25 protein-coding genes are annotated in these 23,194 nt (G+C 56.3%); 8 read left to right on the forward strand and 17 right to left on the reverse strand.

The window, feature by feature from the left end; translation table 11 throughout:
• Nucleotides 1-107: 107 nt before the first annotated feature.
• From BQ9846_RS07810 to argC, 9 genes are all read right to left on the reverse strand, one after another.
• Nucleotides 108-1,088 carry a ParB/RepB/Spo0J family partition protein gene (locus BQ9846_RS07810; RefSeq protein ID WP_075880463.1) on the reverse strand — a complete coding sequence of 327 codons (981 nt, stop codon included), beginning with the start codon at nt 1,086-1,088 and terminating at the stop codon, nt 108-110.
• Nucleotides 1,089-1,130: 42 nt separating this feature from the next.
• On the reverse strand, nt 1,131-1,898 hold the full coding sequence (locus tag BQ9846_RS07815; RefSeq protein WP_075880464.1) for a ParA family protein: 768 nt from the start codon (nt 1,896-1,898) through the stop codon (nt 1,131-1,133).
• A gap of 53 nt (nt 1,899-1,951) precedes the next feature.
• Nucleotides 1,952-2,605, reverse strand: a complete 654-nt coding sequence (gene rsmG, locus BQ9846_RS07820; RefSeq protein WP_075880465.1) for a 16S rRNA (guanine(527)-N(7))-methyltransferase RsmG — start codon at nt 2,603-2,605, stop codon at nt 1,952-1,954.
• Nucleotides 2,602-4,506, reverse strand: coding sequence for a tRNA uridine-5-carboxymethylaminomethyl(34) synthesis enzyme MnmG (gene mnmG / locus BQ9846_RS07825; protein WP_075880466.1), 1,905 nt, complete (start codon nt 4,504-4,506; stop codon nt 2,602-2,604). The genes rsmG and mnmG overlap by 4 nt, the downstream gene beginning before the upstream one ends.
• Before the next feature lie 551 nt (nt 4,507-5,057).
• The gene (locus tag BQ9846_RS07830; protein WP_075880467.1) at nt 5,058-5,816 is read right to left on the reverse strand and encodes an ATP-binding cassette domain-containing protein; all 759 of its coding nucleotides are present in this window, start codon (nt 5,814-5,816) and stop codon (nt 5,058-5,060) included.
• Between the two features lie 11 nt (nt 5,817-5,827).
• A complete protein-coding gene (locus BQ9846_RS07835) occupies nt 5,828-6,499 on the reverse strand; it encodes an amino acid ABC transporter permease (RefSeq protein ID WP_075880468.1) in 672 nt (223 codons plus the stop codon).
• A 116-nt stretch (nt 6,500-6,615) separates the two neighbouring features.
• A complete protein-coding gene (locus BQ9846_RS07840; protein ID WP_075880469.1) occupies nt 6,616-7,404 on the reverse strand; it encodes a transporter substrate-binding domain-containing protein in 789 nt (262 codons plus the stop codon).
• Nucleotides 7,405-7,595: 191 nt separating this feature from the next.
• Complete coding sequence (erpA, locus tag BQ9846_RS07845; RefSeq protein WP_075880470.1) at nt 7,596-7,949, reverse strand: iron-sulfur cluster insertion protein ErpA; 354 nt, start codon at nt 7,947-7,949, stop codon at nt 7,596-7,598.
• A 102-nt stretch (nt 7,950-8,051) separates the two neighbouring features.
• Nucleotides 8,052-9,086 (reverse strand): N-acetyl-gamma-glutamyl-phosphate reductase, encoded by a 1,035-nt coding sequence (gene argC / locus BQ9846_RS07850; protein ID WP_075880471.1) that lies wholly within the window; start codon nt 9,084-9,086, stop codon nt 8,052-8,054.
• Between the two features lie 169 nt (nt 9,087-9,255).
• On the opposite strand from argC, the gene BQ9846_RS07855 reads away from it, so the two are divergent.
• The 5 genes from BQ9846_RS07855 to BQ9846_RS07875 all read left to right on the forward strand — a co-directional run bounded on the left by BQ9846_RS07855 (nt 9,256) and on the right by BQ9846_RS07875 (nt 14,189).
• Complete coding sequence (locus BQ9846_RS07855; protein WP_075880472.1) at nt 9,256-11,079, forward strand: chloride channel protein; 1,824 nt, start codon at nt 9,256-9,258, stop codon at nt 11,077-11,079.
• 36 nt (nt 11,080-11,115) lie between these two features.
• The gene (gene hemJ / locus BQ9846_RS07860; RefSeq protein ID WP_075880473.1) at nt 11,116-11,547 is read left to right on the forward strand and encodes a protoporphyrinogen oxidase HemJ; all 432 of its coding nucleotides are present in this window, start codon (nt 11,116-11,118) and stop codon (nt 11,545-11,547) included.
• Nucleotides 11,547-12,365: a bifunctional hydroxymethylpyrimidine kinase/phosphomethylpyrimidine kinase gene (gene thiD, locus BQ9846_RS07865; RefSeq protein WP_075880474.1), complete on the forward strand. Its 819-nt coding sequence runs from the start codon at nt 11,547-11,549 to the stop codon at nt 12,363-12,365. Before hemJ ends, thiD begins: the two co-directional genes overlap by 1 nt.
• An 84-nt stretch (nt 12,366-12,449) precedes the next feature.
• Nucleotides 12,450-13,736 carry a glutamate-1-semialdehyde 2,1-aminomutase gene (gene hemL / locus BQ9846_RS07870; RefSeq protein ID WP_075880475.1) on the forward strand — a complete coding sequence of 429 codons (1,287 nt, stop codon included), beginning with the start codon at nt 12,450-12,452 and terminating at the stop codon, nt 13,734-13,736.
• A 96-nt stretch (nt 13,737-13,832) separates the two neighbouring features.
• Nucleotides 13,833-14,189, forward strand: a complete 357-nt coding sequence (locus tag BQ9846_RS07875; RefSeq protein WP_075880476.1) for a hypothetical protein — start codon at nt 13,833-13,835, stop codon at nt 14,187-14,189.
• A gap of 65 nt (nt 14,190-14,254) precedes the next feature.
• Here BQ9846_RS07875 and BQ9846_RS07880 read toward each other — a convergent pair whose 3' ends face one another.
• The 8 genes from BQ9846_RS07880 to BQ9846_RS07915 all read right to left on the reverse strand — a co-directional run bounded on the left by BQ9846_RS07880 (nt 14,255) and on the right by BQ9846_RS07915 (nt 20,400).
• Entirely contained in the window at nt 14,255-15,040 is a 786-nt protein-coding gene (locus BQ9846_RS07880) for a hypothetical protein (RefSeq protein WP_083651520.1), read from the reverse strand.
• Between the two features lie 61 nt (nt 15,041-15,101).
• Nucleotides 15,102-15,686: a hypothetical protein gene (locus BQ9846_RS07885; protein ID WP_159437918.1), complete on the reverse strand. Its 585-nt coding sequence runs from the start codon at nt 15,684-15,686 to the stop codon at nt 15,102-15,104.
• Between the two features lie 272 nt (nt 15,687-15,958).
• The gene (locus BQ9846_RS07890) at nt 15,959-16,897 is read right to left on the reverse strand and encodes a hypothetical protein (protein ID WP_075880479.1); all 939 of its coding nucleotides are present in this window, start codon (nt 16,895-16,897) and stop codon (nt 15,959-15,961) included.
• Between the two features lie 61 nt (nt 16,898-16,958).
• On the reverse strand, nt 16,959-17,519 hold the full coding sequence (locus BQ9846_RS07895) for a hypothetical protein (RefSeq protein WP_075880480.1): 561 nt from the start codon (nt 17,517-17,519) through the stop codon (nt 16,959-16,961).
• A 323-nt stretch (nt 17,520-17,842) separates the two neighbouring features.
• On the reverse strand, nt 17,843-18,673 hold the full coding sequence (locus tag BQ9846_RS07900; RefSeq protein WP_075880481.1) for a CsgG/HfaB family protein: 831 nt from the start codon (nt 18,671-18,673) through the stop codon (nt 17,843-17,845).
• Between the two features lie 54 nt (nt 18,674-18,727).
• The gene (locus BQ9846_RS07905) at nt 18,728-19,153 is read right to left on the reverse strand and encodes a curli assembly protein CsgF (RefSeq protein WP_075880482.1); all 426 of its coding nucleotides are present in this window, start codon (nt 19,151-19,153) and stop codon (nt 18,728-18,730) included.
• Nucleotides 19,153-19,668, reverse strand: coding sequence for a CsgE family curli-type amyloid fiber assembly protein (locus tag BQ9846_RS07910; protein ID WP_083651522.1), 516 nt, complete (start codon nt 19,666-19,668; stop codon nt 19,153-19,155). Before BQ9846_RS07910 ends, BQ9846_RS07905 begins: the two co-directional genes overlap by 1 nt.
• 33 nt (nt 19,669-19,701) lie before the next feature.
• Nucleotides 19,702-20,400 carry a response regulator transcription factor gene (locus BQ9846_RS07915; protein WP_075880483.1) on the reverse strand — a complete coding sequence of 233 codons (699 nt, stop codon included), beginning with the start codon at nt 20,398-20,400 and terminating at the stop codon, nt 19,702-19,704.
• 201 nt (nt 20,401-20,601) lie between these two features.
• On the opposite strand from BQ9846_RS07915, the gene rdgB reads away from it, so the two are divergent.
• From rdgB to BQ9846_RS07930, 3 genes are read left to right on the forward strand one after another with little or no spacing between them, the layout of a single operon-like run.
• Complete coding sequence (gene rdgB / locus BQ9846_RS07920) at nt 20,602-21,225, forward strand: RdgB/HAM1 family non-canonical purine NTP pyrophosphatase (RefSeq protein ID WP_075880484.1); 624 nt, start codon at nt 20,602-20,604, stop codon at nt 21,223-21,225.
• A complete protein-coding gene (gene hemW / locus BQ9846_RS07925; RefSeq protein WP_075880485.1) occupies nt 21,218-22,387 on the forward strand; it encodes a radical SAM family heme chaperone HemW in 1,170 nt (389 codons plus the stop codon). The genes rdgB and hemW overlap by 8 nt, the downstream gene beginning before the upstream one ends.
• Nucleotides 22,388-22,415: 28 nt before the next feature.
• Complete coding sequence (locus BQ9846_RS07930) at nt 22,416-23,105, forward strand: YiaD family glycine zipper/OmpA-like lipoprotein (RefSeq protein ID WP_075880486.1); 690 nt, start codon at nt 22,416-22,418, stop codon at nt 23,103-23,105.
• Nucleotides 23,106-23,194: the final 89 nt, after the last annotated feature.

Genomic DNA, 23,194 nt, shown 5'->3' on the forward strand with positions numbered 1-23,194 from the left:
TCGCCCCTTCAACCAAAGTAACGCGCTTTTTGGCCGCGAGACTCGCGACTTGCGACCAAAGGGGGAAAGATTGTCAACATTCTACCCGCCGTCATCGCCTATCCCGGCTATTGAATATGCGCGAGTATGCCATCCAATTCTTCAAGGCTTGTGTAGCGAATGGTGAGCTTACCCTTGCCTTTTTGGCCGTGCTGAATCGATACCGGCGCGCCCAACCGCTCGCTTAAGCGGGTTTCTAGCCGCGCAACATCCGGGGAAGTCGCCTGGCGGCTTTTGGCCCGAGCGGGCTCGCCTTGGGTTTGGCGCTTTTTTACCAGGGCTTCCGTCGCGCGCACGGTCAGGTCGTTATTCACCACCTCGTGAGCGACTTGGCGCTGTTCGACGCTGGTAAGCGAGAGTAAGGCGCGAGCGTGCCCCATATCCAGGTCGCCGCGTTCGAGCAGGGTTTGCACTTCCGGGTCGAGCGAGAGCAAGCGGAGCAGATTGGTGACTTGCGCGCGCGACTTACCCACCGCGTCGGCGATCTGCTGCTGCGTCAGCTCGAACTCATCGCCCAGGCGCTTCAGCGCGAAGGCCTCTTCCACCGCATTCAGGTTTTCGCGCTGAATGTTTTCGATCAGCGCCAGCGCCAGCGCGACGTCGTCGCTGACCTCACGGATGATCGCGGGTATGACGTCGAGTTCGGCGAGCTGCGCGGCGCGCCAACGCCGCTCCCCGGCGATAATCTCAAAGCGCTTCTCCCCCACCGGGCGCACCACAATGGGCTGCATGACGCCCTGGGCGCGGATGGAGTCAGCGAGCTCTTCCAGCGCCTCGGGTTGAATATCGCGCCGTGGTTGGTACTTACCGCGAACCAGTTGACCCAGGGGGAGTCGTTCAAGGCGCTCCGGTGCGTTTATATCCGCTTCGGTGCTCGGGTCTTGCGTTCGCTCATGGCTTCCCGGCGCGGTTGCCGACGATTCGGGCAACGACGACTCAGGCTCGACCGGCACGGCGTCGCCACCGGTGATATCTAAACTGTCTCGGCGGCGGGCGCCCGCGCCGATTAGGGCGTCCAGACCGCGTCCTAGCGCACGTTTACGCGTCATTGTTTTCCCTCGTGAAACGACGTCTGCCTGAAGTTTACCTGATTAAAGCGTCAACCGACGCATCAACTCTTTGGCCAGCACGCGGTAGGCCTGACTGCCCCGCGAAAAGCGCGCGTAGTGGGTCACCGGTACGCCGTGGCTGGGCGCTTCCGCGACCTTGATGTTGCGGGGGATGGTAGTTTTGAGGAGCGCGTCGCCAAAAAAGTCGCGCAGCTGCTTATCGACTTCGCGGGTTAGGCTGGTGCGCTTGTCGTACATGGTGCGCAGAATCCCCGATACGGTCAGGCTCGGGTTAATGCTCTCTTTGATCTGGTCTACCGTGTCCAACAGCGCCGATAACCCTTCGAGGGCATAAAACTCGCACTGCAGGGGGATCAGCACCCCGTCGGCGGCGGTCAGCGCATTCACTGTCAGCATATTAAGCGACGGGGGGCAGTCGATCAGCACCACGTCATAATCGTCCGCCACGGTGTTAAGCGCTGTCGACAACCGGCTTTGGCGCTCCTGGCTATCGAGCAGTTCGACTTCGGCAGCGGTTAAATCGCCGTTGCCGGGCAGCACATCAAACCCTACCGGAAGGTCGCGGGCAATCACATTACGCGCTTCGGCCTCGCCCAAGAGGACATCGAGAACGCTGACATCCAAAGCGTGCTTGTCGATGCCGCTGCCCATGCTCGCGTGGCCCTGCGGGTCAAGATCCACCAGCAGCACGCGGCGGCCAAGCTGAGCGAGACTCGCCGCCAGGTTGACGGCAGAGGTGGTTTTACCCACCCCGCCTTTTTGGTTGGTCAGGGCGATGATCTGGCTCACTTACGCAACTCCTTGTGGGGTTTAACCGGGTGGTCGTAACACCGTCGTTACCGTTACGGGGTCAGGATCAGTAACTGCCGCGTGGCGGCTTCAAAGGGCACCTTAAGCGAGTGCTGCGCTTTAAGCGTGATACCCGCAGGCAGCTCGCGAAGCTCATCGTCGGCGCCGGGGCCTTTCATCGCCAGCCACTCGCCATCAGCGGTGGGAAGCGTTCGCGTCAGGGCGATAAAATCTTTGATACTGGCAAAAGCGCGCGAGATCACCTGATCAAAGCCATCGGCGTCAAACTGTTCAACGCGAGACTGCACCGGGGTGACGTTTTCAAGCCCTAGCTCCATCACGGCTTGGCGCTGGAAACGCACTTTTTTGCCGTTGCTATCCAGTAGCGTGACCTCAAGCCCCGGGTTGAGAATCGCCAGCACCAAGCCGGGGAGCCCAGGACCCGCGCCCACGTCCAGTACACGCGGCCCATGAACAAACGGCGCCACCGCGGCGCTATCGAGAATATGGCGCGTGACCATATCGCCCACGTCCCGCACTGCGGTGAGGTTATAAGCCCGGTTCCACTTGTGCAATAGGGCCAGAAGCCCCAGTAGCCGCTCGCGCTGTTCGTCGTTGATGGGTTGCCCCAGCTCAAAGAAGCCCCGCTCCAGGCGGGCGGCGATGTCCCGTGGTAGCGATGATGCCAGGGTGGAAAGCGGTGTCATCCGTTAATGACCTCGCTGTTTTCGATCAGGCGGCGCTTTTTCAAGTGAATCAATAAAATCGAGACCGCCGCCGGGGTCACACCGGAAATCCGCGCCGCGTGGGCGAGCGTTGCCGGCCGTGCCTCGCTGAGTTTCTGGCGGATTTCATTGGAGAGCCCCTCGACGCGCTGATAATCCAGCGACGCCGGTAGCGGTGTGGCTTCGTGGCGCTTGAGCTTATCGATTTCATCCTGCTGACGGTCGATATACCCCTGATATTTCGCCTGAATTTGCACCTGCTCGGCCACGGCATCGCTGTCGATCACCCCGCTTTCGATGCCCGGCAGCGCTTTTATATCGGCGTAGTTGAGCTCGGGGCGTTTGAGCAGATCGCTCAAGCGGTATTCACGCGTCAGAGGCTTGCCGAGCTTCTCGGCGATGCATTCGGCGGCCGCGCTCTGTGGCTGGACCCAGGTGCTCGCCAGGCGCTGATTCTCCACCGCGATGGCGTCGCGTTTCTCGCAGAAAGCCGCCCAGCGCGCCTCGTCCACCAACCCTAACTCGCGGCCGGTTTCGGTCAGGCGTAGGTCGGCGTTGTCCTCGCGTAGGAGCAAACGGTACTCGGCGCGCGAGGTGAACATGCGGTAGGGCTCTTTGGTGCCCATGGTGATCAGGTCATCGACCAGCACGCCCAAATAGGCTTCATCGCGCCGCGGGGACCAGGCTTCCAGCGCCTTGGCTCGGCGAGCGGCGTTGAGGCCAGCAAGCAAGCCCTGGGCACCGGCCTCTTCGTAGCCGGTGGTGCCGTTGATCTGTCCGGCAAAAAACAGGTTGTGGATAAATTTAGTTTCCAGCGAGTGTTTCAAGTCGCGCGGATCGAAGAAGTCGTACTCGATGGCATAGCCTGGCCGGGTGATATGCGCGTTTTCAAGCCCCTTGATTGAGCGGACGACCTGCAGCTGAACGTCAAACGGTAGCGAAGTGGAGATACCGTTGGGGTACAGCTCGTGGGTATCCAAGCCTTCGGGTTCGATGAAAATCTGATGGCTCGATTTATCCGCGAAGCGATGCACCTTGTCCTCGATCGACGGGCAGTAGCGCGGGCCAATGCCTTCAATCACGCCGGAATACATGGGCGATCGATCGAGGTTTTCCATGATGATCTCATGGGTTTGCGCGTTGGTATGGGCAATATGGCAGCTTACCTGGTGCGGATGCATATCGCGGTTACCCATGTACGACATCACCGGGGTCGGCGTATCCCCCGGCTGCTCTTCGAGCTGGGTGAAATCCAGCGTTTTGGCATCCAGACGTGGCGGCGTGCCGGTTTTGAGCCGGTCAACGCGAAACGGCAGCGCGCGCAGGCGTTCGGCCAAGGCGTTGGAGGGGGGATCCCCCGCGCGGCCACCCCGGCTCTGATCGAGGCCGATATGAATCACGCCGCCGAGAAAGGTGCCCGTGCAGAGCACGACGGATTCGGCGAAAAAGCGAATCCCGGTCTCGGTCACCGCACCGCGAACGGTGTCGTTATCCACCACCAGATCCCCCACCGCTTGCTGGAAGATCGTCAGGTTGGGTTGGTTTTCCAGCATGCCGCGAATGGCCGCTTTGTACCGCACTCGGTCCGCTTGAGCGCGGGTGGCGCGTACCGCCGGCCCTTTGCGCGCATTGAGGACACGAAACTGAATGCCCCCCAGGTCCGTGGCTAGCCCCATCGCCCCGCCGAGCGCATCAATCTCTTTGACCAAGTGGCTTTTGCCGATCCCCCCAATCGCGGGATTACACGACATTTGGCCAAGCGTCTCGATGTTGTGGGTGAGCAGCAGGGTTTGACAGCCCATACGGGCGGAGGCCAGCGCGGCTTCGGTCCCCGCATGGCCACCGCCGATGACAATCACGTCAAAGCGGTCGGGATAGTTCATGACACCTCGTCTTGCGCGTTATCAACGCGACTTTGTTCAGCATGCAGCGTTAAGCCCGGCAGTATAAACCTCCTGTGGGTAACCGTCAGGTTTTTCCACACGCGAATCGCACCACTTCACCGACTATTAATAACAACATAAATATAAATAAAGGAAGTTCTGTTGTTGTTGTTACTACTAGTGTGGATAAAATCTGTGGAAAAGCATCTTTAGTTTTTAAAAATCATGCATTTGCTATGTGGGCGGCTATGTTGAGAAAGCGCGGATGAGGCGCGGACAAGCGGTGTTGGGCCTGTGGATGGAAAAGCGAGTTACCCACAGCGTGAAATAGCGACGGCTTTTCCACCGCTGAGTACCCGACTTGTTACCGCAGCTGTGAACAACCCGGCGTTTTCTCCACATAGGGTCTTGAACGCGGGCATGACAGCGTTTAAGGCGACTCATCAAGGGCGTAAAAAAATAGTATCCACAGGCAAAAAAAAGCCTGTCACGAGGACAGGCTGTGAAATAGCGGGGTTTTTGGCGCTTATCTTAGCGCTAACATTGCCAAGCTAGTGCTTTAGAACACGCGCGAGGAAAGACTGTGTGCGTTCGTGTTGGGGTTGATCGAACAGCTGCTCGGGCGGGCCTTCTTCGGTGATTTCCCCCTGGTGGATATAGATCACCCGGTCGGCGACTTCGCGGGCAAAGCCCATTTCGTGGGTGACAATCACCATGGTCATGCCCTCTTTGGCTAGCTCGCGCATGGCATCGAGCACTTCGCCGATCATCTCCGGGTCGAGCGCCGAGGTGGGCTCGTCAAAGAGCATCAACCGCGGCTCCATGGCCAACGCGCGGGCGAGCGCCACACGCTGCTGCTGGCCGCCGGAGAGCTGCGAGGGGTACTTATCCGCCTGGTCGGCAATGCCGACGCGCTCAAGCAGGCGTTTGGCGGTTTCCACCGCATCCTCACGGCTCCAGCCACGCACTTTCATCGGCGCCAGCGTGATATTGTCGATCACGCTGAGGTGGGGAAAGAGATTGAACTGCTGAAATACCATACCCACTTCGGTGCGGATTTTTTGCAGCGCTTTGCTGCTTTTACCGTGGGGCTGAAGGGGGTTGCCATCGACCATCAGGCTGCCCTGCTGAAACTCTTCTAGCCCGTTGATACAGCGAATCAGCGTGGATTTGCCCGAACCGCTGGCACCAATCACCACCACCACTTCGCCGGGTACGATTTCAAGGTCGATATTTTTGAGAACATGCAGGCTGCCAAAGTGTTTATTCAGCGCCTGCATGGCCACGATAGGCTGTGTCGTCTCGTTCATGTCCGCGTCCTTTATTGTCCGACCAGGCCTCTACGCTCTAACTGGCGTAGGAGAATGGAGAGGGTCCAGGTGATCGCCAAATAAAGCAGGGCCACCATCAAATAGACCTCCATCGCGGTAAACGTCGTGGCGATATAAATCTGCCCTTGGCGGACCAGCTCGCCTACCCCGATCACCGAAAACAGCGAGGTATCCTTGATACTGATAATGCCCTGGTTGCCTAGCGGCGGGATCATGCGGCGAAAGGCCTGCGGCCAGATAATGTAGCGGAAGGCCTGGGTGCGCGAGAGCCCCAGTGACAGCGATGCTTCGCGCTGGCCGCGCTCGATGGACTGCACACCGCCGCGGACAATTTCGGAGATATAGGCACCGGAGTTGATCGCAATGGCGGCGATACCGGCGGTTAGCGCGTTAATCGGGCTGCCAATAATCTGCGGCAAGCCGTAGAAGATAAACAGTACTTGCACCAGGATAGGCGTGCCGCGGAAGACTTCGATATACACTATCGCGGGCCAGCGAAGCCAGCGCACTGGGCTAATCCGTAGTAGGCCAAAAAAGATGCCGATAAAAAACCCGAAGGCGAGGCCGCCAAACGAGATCAATAGGGTCCAGGGTATCCCCGGCAATAGATGAGGAATCGAGCCAAAAGCAGCGGCCCAATCAAATTCAAACGTAACGTCCACGTGTACGCTCCTAAGAAATTCGCCAAGCAACGACACAGGGCCGGGGGCGAGACCCCCCGGCCCTGATACGCATTAAGATGATGTGCTAGTCGTTAGCGGTTAAGCGATGGACGGGATCATTCATCGCTTGGCGTTTCGCCAAACCACTTGGTGTAGATCTCGTCGTAGGTGCCGTCTTCGCGCATGGCCGCCAAGGCTTCATTGGTTGGCTCGACCCATTCGCTGCCTTTATGGAAGACGATGCCGTACTGCTGGCCTTCATACAGCGGGCCGACGACCTTGGTACGGCCTTCGCCGCGGGTTTGCGAGAAGTAGCCGACGTTGGGGGCATCGTAGAAGGCGGCGTCGACGTTGCGGCCAAGTAGGGCCATGTACATATCGGAGGTGCCGGGGTAGGGCGTGATATCGGCGTCGTCACCGAACTTTTCGGTCAAGAAGTCATAGCTGGTGGAGCCAATTTTGGTCCCGATGGACATCCCTTCCAGGTCGTCGATGGTAGAGACTTCATCGTTGTCGTCACGGACGATAATGCGCAGACCCGAGTCGTAGTAGGGGTCGGAAAAATCGACGATTTCAGCGCGCTCATCGGTAATGGTGATACCGGCGATGGCGATTTCCTGGCTACCCGTTTGCACGGCGGGAATGATGCCGGCGAACTCCATGGTGGTGAGGTTGACCTCAAAACCGGCGCGGTCGGCGATTTCATTGATCATGTCCATGTCAAAGCCGACCATTTCGCCGGTCTCTTGGTCCATCATCTCAAACGGGACGAAGCTTGGATCGGTGGCCACGTTAACGCTGGGCTTATCCTGAGCAATGGCTAGGCTTGCGGTGCCTAAACCGAGCGCTACCGCCGTGGCGAGAGCAGTTTTAGGCAGAAGAGTGAAGAGTGCGGTTTTTTTCATGGGGGTCCCCGTGTTTTTGGCCTAAATGGCGCGTTGTTAGCGCGAAACGCTAAAACGGCCGTGGCTGTTATTGACCTTTTTAACCTTGGCGAGAAACCGCCATGGCGTCAAGTCACGGGGAGAGGCGATGGCAAACGCTGCATGAACGCAAAGCGCTTTTGCGCGCTGACACCCGCGCCTCGCGCGGGGTATCAGACCATAAAAGAGGCGCCGCAGCCGCAGGTGGTGGTGGCGTTGGGGTTTTGTACGCGGAAGCGGGCGCCGGCAAGGCCCTCTTCGTAATCGACCGTGGAGCCGACCAGGTACTGATAAGAGAGCGGGTCGACCACGAGCGACGCCTCGCCAAACTCGATCACGGTATCGTCCTCGGCGATATTATCGGCAAAATCGAAACCGTACTGAAAGCCCGAGCAGCCGCCGCCCGTCACGTAGACACGTAGCTTCAGCGTGGGGTTGTTCTCTTCGGCGATAAGCGCCTTAATGCGTGTGCGTGCGCTGTCAGACAGCATCAACGGTGTGGGAACAAAGGATTCGGCACTGCTCATGGAACCTCCCGCGAGCGTGAGGGGATATTGCACGTTAATGCGCCATTATGGGTAATTCCCAGTAAATCAGTCAACTTTATGGCGATGTTCGCGCCTCGTCTTTTACGGCATCAGCGCCGGGGCCTCAAGGCCCAGGGTCTCGTTGAACCCGAACATCAGGTTAAGGTTTTGAATCGCTTGGCCGGAGGCGCCTTTTATCAGGTTATCGATCACCGCGAGGACGACAACGGTATCGCCGTTACCGGGGCGGTGAACCGCCAAGCGGCAGGTGTTGATCCCCTTAACGCTGCGGGTTTCCGGGTGGCTGCCGGCGGGCATTACGTCGACAAACGGCTCGTCGGCGTAGCGCGCTTCAAAGAGCCGCTGAAGTTCTTGCGGCTCGGCTTGAAGCTTGCCGTAGAGCGTGGCGTGAATGCCGCGAATCATCGGCGTGAGATGCGGAACAAACGTCAACCCCACGGCGCTATCTTGCATGTCGTTTAGCCCCTGGCGGATTTCGGGCAGGTGGCGATGCCCCGAGGCGCCGTAGGCTTTCATGGACTCACTCGCTTCGGCGAGCAGTGACGGCACCTTAGCCCCGCGCCCGGCACCGGTGACGCCCGATTTGCAGTCGGCAATGAGCTGCGTGGGGTCGATAAGCCCGGCTTCCAAAAGCGGCAGGTAACCCAGTTGCACGGCGGTAGGATAACAGCCGGGCACGGCGATCAAGCGCGCGCTTTTGATCGCCTCGCGGTGCATCTCGGGCAGGCCGTAAACCGCCTCATTCAGAAGATGGGGCGCGCCGTGAGGTTGGTCGTACCAGCGGCTCCACTCATCGGCATCGCGCAGGCGAAAATCCGCGGAGAGGTCGATGACACGGGTGCCGTTATCCAGCAGCTCGCCGGCGAGGGCATGGGCCACGCCGTGGGGGGTGGCAAAAAATACCGCGTCCATCGCGCCGAGGGTTTTGGCATCGGGCTCGCTGAAGGCAAGCGTGTCGTAGTGGCCGCGTAAGTTGGGGTACATATCGCACACCTTAACGCCAGCTTCCGAGCGCGAGGTGATCGCTTCGATGCTGACCTCGGGGTGCTGGGAAAGCAGCCGTAAAAGCTCGACGCCGGTATAACCGGTACCGCCTACAATACCTACTTTAATCACGTTTAACTCCTTGCGGTTTGCGCTATTCGTGCCTTATTGATAACAGTCTGAGCTTGAAAACAAGCTGTTGCCCTCTCTTTACCTATGATACACAAGAGGAGAGTAACAAAGAGAGTCGTAAGCAAAGAGCGGTCAGCAAAGCGACAAGATAAAGAACAAGGATGGTGGCGTGGCACGTTTTTCGCGGTCAGATTTTACCTTGGAGAGTTTTCGCCGCCAGCTCGCCAATGTGGATGCGCTTCCACAGTTGTGCGTGTTGGGGCTCGTCTCCGGGGTGATAACCGGGGCGTTGATGGTGGGTTTTCGGCTACTGCTGGAAGCCGGTGCTCTGCTGTACATGCCTGCGGGAGACCCCGAGGCATTTGAAGGGCTTTCGCCCTGGCTGCGCGCGCTGTTGCCCCTTATCGCCGTCACGCTGGTGGGTGTGCTGCTTTACCGCCAGAAAAGTAGCGCGCGCAAGCTGGGTGTTAGCCATGTCATCGAGCGCTTGACCTATCACCAGGGGCGCTTTCCGCTGCGTAACTGGCTAAACCAGTGGTGGGTGGGCGTCGTATCGGTACTCGGGGGCCTCTCGGCGGGCCGCGAAGGGCCCGCCATTCACCTCGGCGCGGCGGCAGCGAGCGGGCTAGGGCAGCAGCTACGCCTGCCCAACAACAGCTTGCGGGTACTGGTGGCGTGCGGCACGGCGGCGGGGATTGCCGCCTCTTTCAACACGCCGATTGCCGGGGTTATTTTCGCCATGGAGGTGGTGATGATGGAGTACACCCTGATGAGCTTTATGCCGGTGATCCTCGCCTCTACCATGGGCGCGCTGGTGGCGCAGCTGATGTATGGCAACGCCCCGGCGTTTAGCATTCCCGACGTGGCCCTGGGCTCGTTTCTCAATCTACCCTGGATTGTGGTCATGGGGCTTGCCATCGGGCTTTTGTCCGGGCTTTTTATTCATACCGCGCGCAGCCGCTGGGTAAAGCAGCAGCCGCTGTGGCTGCGTTTGGGCGCGATCGGCGTTCTGACCGGCGCGGTTGCTTGGTTTTTCCCCCAGGTGCAGGGCATCGGCTACGATAGCGTGGCGGCCACGCTGGATAATCAACTGGCGATCTCGGTGCTGTTGGCGCTGGTGGTGTTTAAGCTGCTCCTCACCGCGCTCACCGTGGCTTGCGGCGTGCCGATTGGCATTATTGGCCCGATTTTGGTGGTGGGTGCCGCCGCCGGGGCGCTTTGCGGGCTGCTCGGCGACGCCATTTGGCCCGGGAAATCGGCGGATCCAGCGGTATTCGCCATGCTGGGCATGGCAGCAATGATGGGAGCTGTGTTGCAGGCACCGCTCGCGGCGCTGATGGCGCTTTTAGAACTCACTCATTTACCCAATATCATGCTGCCGGGGATGCTGGCGGTGGTGGTGGCATGTCTGACCTCGCGGCAGCTAACCGGCTGTGAAGGCTTTTTTATTAGCTCGGTGCGCTATGGCTTGCATCCGCTTCAGCAACCGCTGATGCAAGCGCTCTCACGGGTATCGGTGCCGGCGGTGATGGAGCGTAACGTCGTTCGCACCGAGCGGATGGTCTCCCACGCGCAGATGCGCAAGCTTCTGGAACCCAACCCCGTTTGGATCGTGATTGAGCGCTCGACGCGCGAGAAGCCGGTGCTGGCGCTTAAGGCCGCGCAGCTCGCCCGCTGGCTGATCGAGCACGAAGCCTCGCAAACGCCGGAAGAGATCGCCGAGGAGAAGATTGATCTGCTAGAGATTCCCGGCAAGCGCATCGAAATGGCACCGATCAGTCTGCAAGCGACGCTATCCGAAGCGTTTATAACCCTGCAAAATGATGCCCTTGGCGCTCTCTATGTGGTGCACGGTTACCGCCCAAAGCAGCGGCGGATTTCCGGTATCATCACCCGGGGCGCCATCGAGCGTTACTATCAGTACTCTGATTCCCAACAAGCATCGGAAACGCCTCGGGATACACCGAACGACACTTCAGATAGCCAGCGATAAAGGGAGCGCTACGCTTCCACCGCGTAAGGAGCCACAATGTATTTATGGGTAAAAGCGATCCATTTGATCGCCATGGTCACTTGGTTTGCCGCGCTGTTTTACCTGCCGCGCTTGTACGTTTATCACGCCATGGCGCGGGATGAAAACGAGACCGCGACCATGGAGAGATTCAAGGTCATGGAGCGTAAGCTCTACCGCGGCATCATGACGCCCTCGATGATCGTGGTGCTGATCTTCGGCGGCGCCTTGCTGTTTCTCAACCCGGCCTGGCTCAGCCAGGGGTGGATACACACCAAGCTCCTACTGGTCGCGCTACTGGTGGCGTATCACCATGTGTGTTTGATCTATTTAAAGCAGTTCGCGCAGGATCGCTGCACGAAGGGCCACGTCTTTTTCCGCTGGTTTAACGAGCTGCCGGTGATCGCGCTGATCATCATCGTCATTCTGGCCGTGCTTAAGCCGTACTGATGCCACAGCCGCTACCCCCTCTTGTCTTGGTATTGGCCGGGCACGACCCGACCGGCGGCGCCGGCATCATCGCCGATAGCGAAGCGATTGCCGCCAGCGGCGGTTGGGCACTCACGGTGCCCACCGCGCTCACCGTGCAGAACCTGCATGACGTGCATCGCGTTATTCCCACCGCGCCGGATGCGATACTCGCGATGGTGGAGGCCCTCAATGATATGCCAGTGGCGGCGATAAAAATCGGGCTGATCGCCGATGAAGCGACCCTCTTGGCGGTGGAAAACGTCTTGCGGCGCTTTCCCGGCGTGCCGGTCGTCGCGGACCCGGTGATTAAAGCCGGCGGCGGTGCTGAGTTATCCACACCCGCTCTCTGCCAAGCTTACGCGCGCCGCCTGCTACCCCTTGTGGATATCTTAACCCCCAATCGCTTTGAACTGGCGCAGTTGACGCCGGAGATCGAGGCGGTGGATGACGACACCGCCCGCGCGGTGGCGCTGATGTCGCAAGGCTGCCAAGCGATTCTGGTGACCGCTACCGACGACCCGCGCCCAAGCAGCGATCAGCAGCAAATAACCCACACCCTGCATACGCCCGATACCACGCGCCAATGGCAGTGGCCGCGCCTGCCTGGGGTATTTCACGGCTCGGGCTGCACGCTCGCGGCATCGCTTGCTGCGCGTTTGGCAGTGGGTGAGCGCTTACTACCTGCCTGCGAGCAGGCGCAGCACTTTACCTGGCAAAGCCTGTCCCATGGCTATCACCCCGGCCGTGGCCAAGCGCTGCCCAAGCGCTTTTTTGACGCCCATTTCTTTACTCGATAACGTTTCGCCATTATTTCGTTTATTAGTTATCACCAAAAACTATCGTCAAGAACTATCACCAAGAGCTATCACCGAGAGGATGCCATGACCACATCAGCCGAACTGTTCGACCGCGCCAGTCGCCATATCCCCGGCGGCGTTAACTCCCCCGTGCGCGCCTTTAAAGGGCTGCATCGCCCGCCGGTCTTTATGGAGCGCGCCCAGGGGGCTTATCTGTTTGACGTGGAAGGCAAACGCTATGTCGATTATGTCGGCTCCTGGGGGCCGATGATCACCGGCCACGCCGACCAGGACGTGCTCGCGGCGGTACGCGCGCGGCTGGATAACGGCCTCTCTTTCGGTACGCCAACCGAAATCGAAACCACCATGGCGGATCTGATCTGTGAGATGATCCCGAGCATGGAAATGGTGCGCATGACAAGCTCGGGCACCGAAGCCACCATGTCGGCGATCCGCTTGGCACGCGGTTACACCGGCCGCGACAAAGTCGTCAAGTTTGAAGGTAACTACCACGGTCACTCTGATTCGCTACTGGTCAAAGCCGGTTCCGGCGCGCTGACCCACGGCGAGCCAAGTTCCCCCGGCGTGCCGGCATCGCTTGCCGAGCACACGGTCACGCTGTCGTTTAATGACAGTGAGGGCGTGGAGGCCTGCTTCGACGAGATCGGCGATCAAATCGCCTGCATTATCGTGGAGCCGGTGGCGGGCAATATGAACTGCATTCCGCCGCAGCCGGAATTTCTCGAAACCCTGCGCCGGGTGTGCAACGAGCACGGCAGCGTGCTGATTTTCGACGAAGTGATGACCGGCTTTCGCGTCGCGCTCGGCGGCGCGCAGGCGCACTACGACGTCACGCCGGATCTGACCTGTTTGGGCAAAATCGTCGGTGGCGGTATGCCCGTTGGAGCCTTTGGCGGCAAGCGCGAGATCATGGAGCAGATCTCTCCGCTTGGGCCGATTTACCACGCGGGCACGCTTTCGGGTAACCCGTTGGCGATGGCCGCGGGGGTGACGCTGCTTAATAAGCTTCAAGTGCCGGGCTTTCACGATGCGCTCGCTCAGCGCGTGGATACCCTCTGCCACGGTCTGCAAGAGCGCGCCGATGCCGCCGGTATCCCCATGATCACTCAATCCGCTGGCGGCATGTTCGGGGTGTTTTTTACCGCGCAATCGCGGGTGGATAACTTCGCCCAAGCCACCGCGTGTGACCCGGAAATGTTCCGCCGCTTCTTTAGCGCCATGCTTGATCAAGGCGTGTACTTGGCGCCCTCCGCGTTTGAGGCCGGCTTCATGTCCAGCGCCCACACCGCCGAGGATATCCAGCTCACCCTGGATGCGGCAGAAAAAGCCTTTGCCCTGATGGCGCCGTAAAATTCTCATGTGAACGTATGTAACGTAGCGTTTCAGATAGCCGCTATACTCAAAGAGCCGCCCACACCGGGCGGCTCTTTGACGTGGGGAGTTCACATGCGGCACACAAAGGCTTGGCTAGGCGCACTTTTTGGCGCGAGCGTATTGGCAGCGCTACCGCTTAGCGCAGACGCAACGAAGGAGAACGCCATGGGGCAGATTCAGATCGAGGTAAGCGGTACATCAGGCGTGGCGTTTAGCGCCGAGTGGAAGGTTACGCACAACGGCGAGACGCAGATTTATCAAGAAGAGGGGCAAGTGCCCGCTACCTACCATTTTGAAGGCGACGGCATTCAAGCAAGCATCAAGGTGCTAAGCGAAGGGCAGCTGGACGTGACCGTCCAAAAAGGTGGCAATCGCTCGCGCTCCTCCACCCAGGGCAAAGGCAGCACGGTTAATATAGCCGTGAGATAATATCGAAATGCAGAAACAAAAACCGCCCCCGAGGGGGCGGTAATTAGCAGGGCCTATCGAGCGAATTAATGGCCTTGGCTAACAGAGTTGTAGTTATTGTTACCCACCGTTTTGATTTGCGAGAAGTGCTGGCCTGCTGCGCCAAAATCACCACTCTGGCTTACATGGTAGTCGTTACCCGAGCCATCGGTACGAACAAAGGAGTCGTGACCGTAACCGCTTTGGTTGATAATGTAGTTGTTATTGTCACCGTAAGTGATGATATCGCTGTCCAGCTCATCACCCATTTGATCGGTGTATGAGTAGTTGTTATTACCATCAAAGAGTACATAGCTGTCGTTCAAGTCACCGTTTTGCATGACATCAGAACTGTTGCCATTACCCTTTTGCTTTATCCATGAGTCATTGAGTTCGCCATCTTGATCCACATTGGCATAGTTGCGGTTGCCTTCTTGATAGATTTTAGAGTCATTATACTTATCAAGTTGTACAACTGTTGCGTGGTTACGGTTTCCGTCTTGATCAACTAAAGAGTAGTGTTGGCCTGGAACGGTTAAAGCCACCCCTTCAATTTCATCTTGATCAATATTTGTACTGTTGTTATCGCCATTCTGCTTGATACGCGAGATCTGTGTACCCCACTGAACCACGGTGTTGTTGTTGTTGTTACCGGTTTGGTTGATGTAGGAATCGCTACCTACAGGGTTGCCGTCATAGCTTGAGCCGGCCATACCGTTAATGGTACTCCTGGAGCCATTGAAGCTTGCATCCGGTGATGTTGTTTGAGCAACAGCAGCAGCACTCATGGTGAAAGCAACAGCAGCGGCGATAGTGGTTAATTGAGTTTTCATGGTCGTTCCCCTTGGTTTTGATCGTATTGCTTTAGTGTTTTACTGAGAAGCGAGATGCGACTCAGTTGGTATCGATAGTGACTGCCTGCGCATTACCCGAATAGGACTGCTGTTCGACGCTAATGCTTCGATAGTCACTCCCCGATTGTGAAATATTGACTTCTCCCTCAAGCCCATACTGAGTGACTTGAGACTCGAACTGGTTACCCGTTTGGGTAATATTGGCCTCGTGACGATTACCTTCTTGGTAGATAAGGCCGATATTCTGTGAGCCTTCCTGATTAATCGTAGCCTCATTAAAGTTGCCATATTGATCAATGGAGGCGTAATTAGCGCTACCTTGACTGATACGGTTCTGATTAATGGTGTTACGATTTCCATCACCGATCTGGCTGATTAGTGCAATGTTGCCGCTGTTGTCCTTAATATTTATTTCATTACTTAACAGCGACTCTTCGCTTTTATTGATATAGGAGTAGGCTGTTTGGTCATTCACACCAGGCGCACTCTCTAAGTTTTCCTGTGCTGCAACCGAAAGAGAAAAGACTGTGGCCGCACACCCTAGGGTAAAAGCTGAAACCGCTTGGGAAAGCTTTGATGTGTTAACGCTGTGCAAAGTGTTAGGATCGTGCTGTTGAATGCTCATGTTACACACCTGCTTGTTTTGTATTTTCATGTAACCTTTTGTTGAGTTCAGTATGGAAGGAATCAGAAGCGTTGCCATGATGCTTTAAACTGAATCTCAGGGTTAAAAATTTCATGGCCCAAAAAAAGCCAAGAAATGAGATTTATAATGCTGGCTATGTAGTTTTTTAATTAGCCAGAACGCTCATGTTGCTGGATCTCGATTTCAAAATAGTGGCAATAAAAAACCGCCCCGTAGGGCGGTTTAATATGTATCGAGTAGGTAGTACACTTTTACCACTGATAGGTACTTGCAGTGTTACCAGAACCATTAGTTTGAGTGTGACTTGCACTAGCTGCCGATCCGTTCTGACGAATCATTGAAAGACTTCCCATTTCGGTAGTCTGAATTACTGTGGCCTTATGACCATCATAGCCACTCTGGAAGATGTAGGAAGCACTTTCATCAGCGTCTCTTTGAGTAACGTTAGCAATGTTATCTTCACCACGCTGCTCAATAAAGCTCCAAGTTTCTAGACTATTGAGTTGCTGATCAACGTAGGCCTTATTATAACTTCCTGTTTGGCGAATTATTGAATCACTAAAGGAGGAGTTATTGAGCTGAGTTACCTCTGACTTATTGTTATAACCATCTTGCCAAATATAGGAATCACTACGGTCGGTGTTGTTCTTTTGCTCAACCTTCGCGTAGTTTTCATTACCATTACGCTGGTAAATTTCTGATTCGTTATTAGTCCCACCACGTTGTTCTACGATGGCATTATTATGATTGCCGTTTCTTTGGTCAATAAAGGATCGGTCTTGTTGACCGTATTGGTCTACGTCTGCGTCGTTATAATCACCATTTATTTGCTGAATTCGGGATTCATTCAGATTGCCACCTTGATTAACATAAGCTTCGTTTTCTGTACCTCCGGTTCCACCTCCTTGAATGATATCCGAATACTGCTCTGTTCCCCCTTGCAGCACGTTAGCAGTGCTGTTGGTCTGATTATTTTGATTGATGTCCGATTGGCGTACATTGGCTGTACCATCACCAAAGGAGGTAAATCCATCCATCCCTTGTCGAATAGTTCCTAAATTATCAAGAGCATTTTTTCCCCCGGTTTTTTCAACTCCTTCATGGTTATAGTCAGGCACTTGATTAGCCCACGAAGCGGCACTGACAGAGAGAGCGACGGCGGCAGCGAGTGCGGTGAGTTGCAGTTTCATGGTATTTCCCCTTGGTTTCGATCGTCTTGCTTGGTTAGTCACTAAGTCGGCGGAATGCCGCTCAGTGGGTCTCGACGGTGATCGGCTGCGCACTGCCCGAGTACGCGTGGTGCTCGATGCTGATGCTGCGCTGATCACTCCCCGATTGTGAAATATGGATGTCACTTGAGTTGCCGAACTGGCGAATATCGGCGTTAAAATCTAATGAAAAACTATCGTTTTGTTGGCTGATAGAGGCGTTATGCTGATTGCCGTCTTGCCAAATGGAGGCCTTGTTGTTACCGCCCCATTGGGAAATGGTGGCGGTATTCTGATTACCCTTTTGACGAATAAAGGCAAAATTTCCTGTTTGAAAGCTGGCGGAGTAAGACTGCATAACGTTGGCGTTATTATTATTTCCTATCTGCTCAATGATGCTGGCATTACTTCGGTCGTTATTGCCGTTAACCTGTTGTTGCTGCTCTTCGATATACTGCGTAATTCTTGCCCTTTCCAATAGGCGCTGTTCGTTTTCATTAGCGTAGGCCATGGTAGTCGCTAAAAAAAGAGCACCCAGTAAAATACGCCGATGAAATGTTATGCCTAGGTTATTGGAACAGTGATAACGAGGGTTAGCGTTCACGTGGAAGCTCCATGAAGAAATATTTCGTTTCTTTTCTTTACATGGGTAGATTTTGGCTTTTTGAGATTTTTTATCTATAAGAAATTTTGTTGCTTTTGATGTTTTAAAAAATAATGTTTTTATTTTTATTGAGATTTAAAAAATCTGGAGCCTTACTTTTAAAAAATTGATGCTCAGGCAGGGTGTAAAGAAAGTGAGAAAGTTGATTTATGGAAAAAATACATTGCAGCTTCAAATAATTAGCGGAAGCAGTCACTTTTCATCAATAAAAAAAGGTCATGCATAAGCATGACCTTGAAGGTTCCCTTGTTGTTTTGATGTTTTTATAATTGCGGTATCGGCGCGTTTAGATAATCCGCCAATATGGTCTGATTGAAGTCGATTTCGCTTGGCAGGTTCCACAGACGGTTTTCCACGCCTTGCGCGATCAAGTGGATGACCGATGACTCGATCGCGGCCATGACCGCCATTTGCACCGGCTCGTTGGTGGTAATACCGGCTTCCGCTTCAAGCAGCCGGCTGAAGTCGATAAAGCGGTAGACGCCGGCGCGCAGCTCCTTGGAGTAGATGGTCTTGGTGGTGGTGACGTTGGCCAGCACCTCGCCGGAGGAGATCTCCACCGCTCGGAGATTGACGGTCACCTGATCCACCTGGTACTCCCCCGAGGCGCCGATACCGAAATACTCAACCCCTGCACCGCCGGTGCGTATGTTGGACTCATAGGCGATAATCCCGCCTTCGAGCATGACCGAGGCGGCACGCAGCGAAGGAAGGGTATCGGGCTGGCCAAAGCGCTCAAACTCTGCGCGAATGATGCGCCGCTCGGTGAGCAGGTTCTGCAAGCCGACCCGCTCCAGCGGAATAAACCATCCGGAATCCGCGAGGGCCCCTGTCAGCATGGCGGCCGCCCCCTGCGTGACGGCGGTGGAGAACGTGCTGGCCGGCGCGGGGCGGTATTGTCCCGTCTGGTCGCGGAAATCATACACCGAGACAAAAATTCGCCCGGCAGGCGGTGGCAGAGAAATAAGGTCTTGGTAGGCCGCCCCTCTGGGCGTGAGGGTGGCGGGCGCCCCTTCCAGGTTTTCCGGAGTGGCGACGACCCCGGCACAGCCACTCAGCCACAGGGCTAATATTCCAACGGTAACGAGTCTCATGAGGATCCCCTTGTCTTACGTTTTGATTTTTTTGATTTGAGTTATTGAGATAAATCAAGGGTTGAACAAACCGCCGACATTGATGGTGGTGACATCGCCAGTCAGCTTGTCCACGACTTGCACGGTAAGCTGGCCCCCGTCGTCCCTGACCACGACGCCGAAGTCATCGCTATCGAAGCTGCCTTCGCCTATCTCGCCTCTTCCGACGTCACTGATCAGTTGAGAAATCAGTCGGCTTTCCAGGCTTTGTATCAAACGGGCGGTAGGAGAGAGGGGCTGCGATCGTCGGGCATCAGGGTCGGTATTGGTATCTTGAGACTGTGCCTTACCTAGCAAATAGCTGCCTACAAAGGGGTCACCGCCGAACGAAGGGTTGATAGGCTTGTAAATAAGCTCGCCGGCGGTGGCAAGCGCCGGGGCTGCGATTAAAAGCGCGATAGCAGCGTAGCGTTTGTGATTTAGGGGGGCAAACGGTTTCATTAGAAAAGCTCCTCACTTCCCAAGTCTTTATCGGGGGACATTGCGGATGTCAGCTGATGACGCAGCAGCGCCTCTTCGACGATTTGCACGGCTTCCCCGGCGGCGCGGTCGGCTTCACTGATCTTGGGGGAGAGCTGTGTACGGAAATACATACGGTTGCCTTCCATGATCCACACCTGGCTGCCCCAGCGGGCATCGGGGCGTTCGTTGATGATGATGGTGGCGTTACCGATAACGCGGTTATCCATGGCCCGCTGGCTGAAAGCGCGGTAGAAGGTTTTCCCCGCCATGGTGATGGTGCGATCGACCATGACGCCGGTGAGTTCGCTGCTGCCGTTGGGCCGTTGTTGTATGGCCGGGCCATCGGGGCTATCTAATTGGTTAATGGCATCCACTTCGGCCTGCTCTTGTGCATTGGCGCCAGCGTCATCCGGTAGTGTCTCGGCCCCGGCGGTGGACACGCTGAGGAAGGCTGTGGTGAGTGCCCATAAGGCGGTAGTGCGTAATGTGTTCATAACCGCTCCCTCTCTTGAAAGAAGAGGTTCTCGTTAAGGATTATGCTGACGCTGCAAGCTGCGAGCGGCTTCGATATTGGGCAAAATGGGGCCCAGGTTCTGGTGAATCCAGTTCAGCGCTTGAATACGGTTGTGGACGTTTATCTTGCGAAAAATGTTGTAGAGGTGAGATTTCACCGTGTGCTCGCTGACAAACAGCTTCTCGGCGATTTGTTGATTTGAAGAGCCGGAGCTGAGTAGCGTAATAATCTCCATTTCGCGATTGGTCAGCCCGCACGCAGGACGAAACGCGTTGCTTTGGTATTTGCGGTAAAACAGAATGAGACGTGCCATCAGGTCCCGCGACATCCATAAATCCCCGTCTAACAGGGCGTGAATCCCTTTACAGATGACATCCAAGCTTTCATTGCGGTAGAACACGCCTTTCAGCTGAGCGCAGGAGAGCGCTTCCAGTGCGTGGTCAAGGTTTCGAATGTTCAGGGCCGCGATGGGGGTTTTGGCCATTTCGGATGGCAGCCTTTCTTGCCACTCGGGTAGGGCGTCGATGCCAATATGATCACTATCAATCAGTAACAATAGATTACCTGATGGTAGAGACGTAAACGTGGCAGAAGGCGACTGCGTACGTATGCAACAACCTGTTTTTTCACTGATATAATCTGCAAATAGTTGAGTTTGCTGGCTTTTTTCAGTGATAAAGTAGACGGTATCAGTGGGCGTTGTAGATGACATGGGTAGCTCCTGGCTCCAGAAATAGTGGGTTAGCAACGATTTTAGTGTTATCGATAAGCTCACAAATGTAAATAAACGTTACTAATTTTTTTAGTGAAATTGACTACCCTATTCAGTTCCCCTTTTTAACTCATTGATAAGGGTGAATTTTATTTAGTCATTCAGCTTTTATGAATGTAATCGGATGGCAGGGAGACAGAGATGACAGTCAATAACGTGCTGGTGCTGGCCAGCGGTAACGCGGGAAAGCTACGCGAGTTCAACCAGCTGTTGGCGCCACTGGGAATGGATGTGCGCCCGCAAGCGGATTTTGGCGTTCATGATGTGGCCGAAACCGGGCTTACATTCGTGGAGAACGCTTTGATCAAAGCGCGCGCGGCGAGCCAGGCGAGCGGCTTGCCGGCGCTGGCAGATGACTCAGGGCTAGAAGTGGATGCGTTAAACGGCGCACCAGGGATTTATTCGGCGCGCTTTGCGGGTGAGCCCAAAAGCGATGCGCGCAATAACGCTAAATTGATAGAGGCGCTTCACGACTGCGCGGAAGGGCAGCGAGGCGGGCGTTATTGGTGTGTGTTGGTGTATCTGCGCCATCCCGAAGACCCGGTGCCGATCATCGTCCAGCGCAGCTGGGAAGGTGAAATTCTGCCCCATCCTCGGGGGGAAGGCGGCTTCGGCTATGATCCGCTTTTTTGGCTGCCGGATCTCGGCATGAGCGCCGCTGAATTACCCGCCGACAGCAAAAACCGCGTCAGTCACCGTGGCCGCGCGCTGCAGGCCTTGTTGGAATCTCTCCAAGAGGAGAAGCGGCAGGTGTCGCATGGCTGAACTGCCACCGCTATCCCTTTATATCCACACGCCGTGGTGCGTGCGCAAATGCCCGTACTGCGACTTCAACTCCCACGAGCCTCAAAACCGCGAGCTGCCCGAAAAGGCGTATTTGCGCGCGCTGCTTGCCGATCTTGATGCGGACCTTGCGTTTGCCGCTAAGCGCCCGTTGGTGTCGATCTTTATCGGCGGCGGCACGCCGAGCCTGCTCTCGCCGCGCTTTTATCGCGCCCTGCTTGAGGCGATACAAACGCGGCTCAACTTTGCCCCCGACATCGAAATCACCCTGGAAGCCAACCCCGGCACCACCGAGCAGCACCGTTTCAGCGGTTATCGCAAGGCGGGTATTAACCGGCTTTCGCTGGGGGTGCAGAGCTTTCACCCCGAGCAATTAGAGGCGCTGGGGCGTATTCACAGCGGTGAAGAGGCCGTGGCCGCGGTCAGCCAGGCGAGGGCGGCGGGCTTTACGAATATCAATATCGATTTGATGCACGGCCTACCGGGCCAAACCCCCGAGCGCGCCCTTGCCGATATCGACCAAGCGCTCGCCCTTGCGCCTGAGCACCTCTCTTGGTATCAGCTCACCCTTGAGCCCAATACCGCTTTTCACTCCCACCCGCCCGTGCTTCCCGAAGAGGAGTCGCTTTGGGAGATTCAGGATCAGGGGCACGAGCGGTTGGAAGCCGCGGGTTTCTCGCGTTACGAAATTTCCGCCTATGCCAAGCCGGGCCACGCCAGCCGGCATAACATGAACTACTGGCAGTTTGGTGATTATCTCGGCATTGGGGCCGGCGCGCACAGCAAGGTTAGCCATATCAATGGCAGCGCCGAATGGGTAATTGAACGGCGCTGGAAAACCCGCCAGCCCGAGGCTTACCTGCAGCGTTTTGGCGATCTTCGCGGGTTTGTCGCGGGAAAGCGTGAGGTAAGCGCAGCGGAGCTGCCACTTGAGTTTGCCATGAATGCGCTACGCTTGACCGAGGGCGTACCTATGGCGTTATGGTCGGCGCATACGGGGCAGCCAGAAAGGGTGCTGAATAAACGCTTACAAAGTGCCGTTAAAAAAGGACTTTTAGAGGAAACGGCGAAAAGTCTTAGGGCATCGCCTCAAGGGCTACTATTCTTAAACGGGTTGCTGACCGAGATCAGCGATGAAGAATGAATTTTCGTAACACGTGAAGGAGTGAGTGATGCGTTTTTATCGACTCTTAACGCCGATTGCGGCCGCGCTATTGGTCGCGGGCTGTGCCACCAATGACCCCTACGGTGGGCAAACGCAGCGCTCTAACACTACTGCCACGGGTGCCGGTATCGGTGCTGCCGTGGGGGCGGTGGCCGGCGCGCTGTCGGGTGATGGTAGTACCAGCCGCCGCGACCGCGCGCTGATTGGTGCCGCCGTGGGTGCCGCCGCCGGTGCGGGTGTGGGTGCGTATATGGATCGTCAGGAGCGCCAACTGCGCGATAGCTTGCAAGGCTCGCGTATCGAGATCGACCGCCGTGGCGACGAGATTCTGCTCAACATGCCCAGCAGCGTGACGTTTGGCTTCGACTCCAGCGAGCTCACTGCGCAAGCGCGTGATTCGCTCAACGAGGTCGCCAACGTGCTTCGCGAGTACACCGATACCCGCGTCAACATCGCCGGCCATACCGACAGCATCGGCGATGCCAACTATAACCAGCGGCTATCCGAGCGCCGCGCGCAGGCGGTGGGGAGCTACCTAAGCCAAAACGGTGTGTCGCCTGTACGCTTAAACACCGTGGGTTACGGCGAGGCGCAACCCATCGCCAGCAATGAAACGGAGCAAGGGCGTGCCCAAAACCGCCGCGTTGAGATTACCCTCACGCCGACCGAAGGCGCGCAGAACTACCAGGCGCAGTAACGACTGGAAAACGCCATAAACTGGCCGCAGCAAGCAATGATAACGTGACTGCTCGCATGCATTTCGCTCAGCCCGCTAAATTTTTTGGC

Origin of the sequence: Vreelandella massiliensis, from assembly GCF_900155385.1 — a bacterium.
GTDB lineage: Bacteria > Pseudomonadota > Gammaproteobacteria > Pseudomonadales > Halomonadaceae > Vreelandella > Vreelandella massiliensis.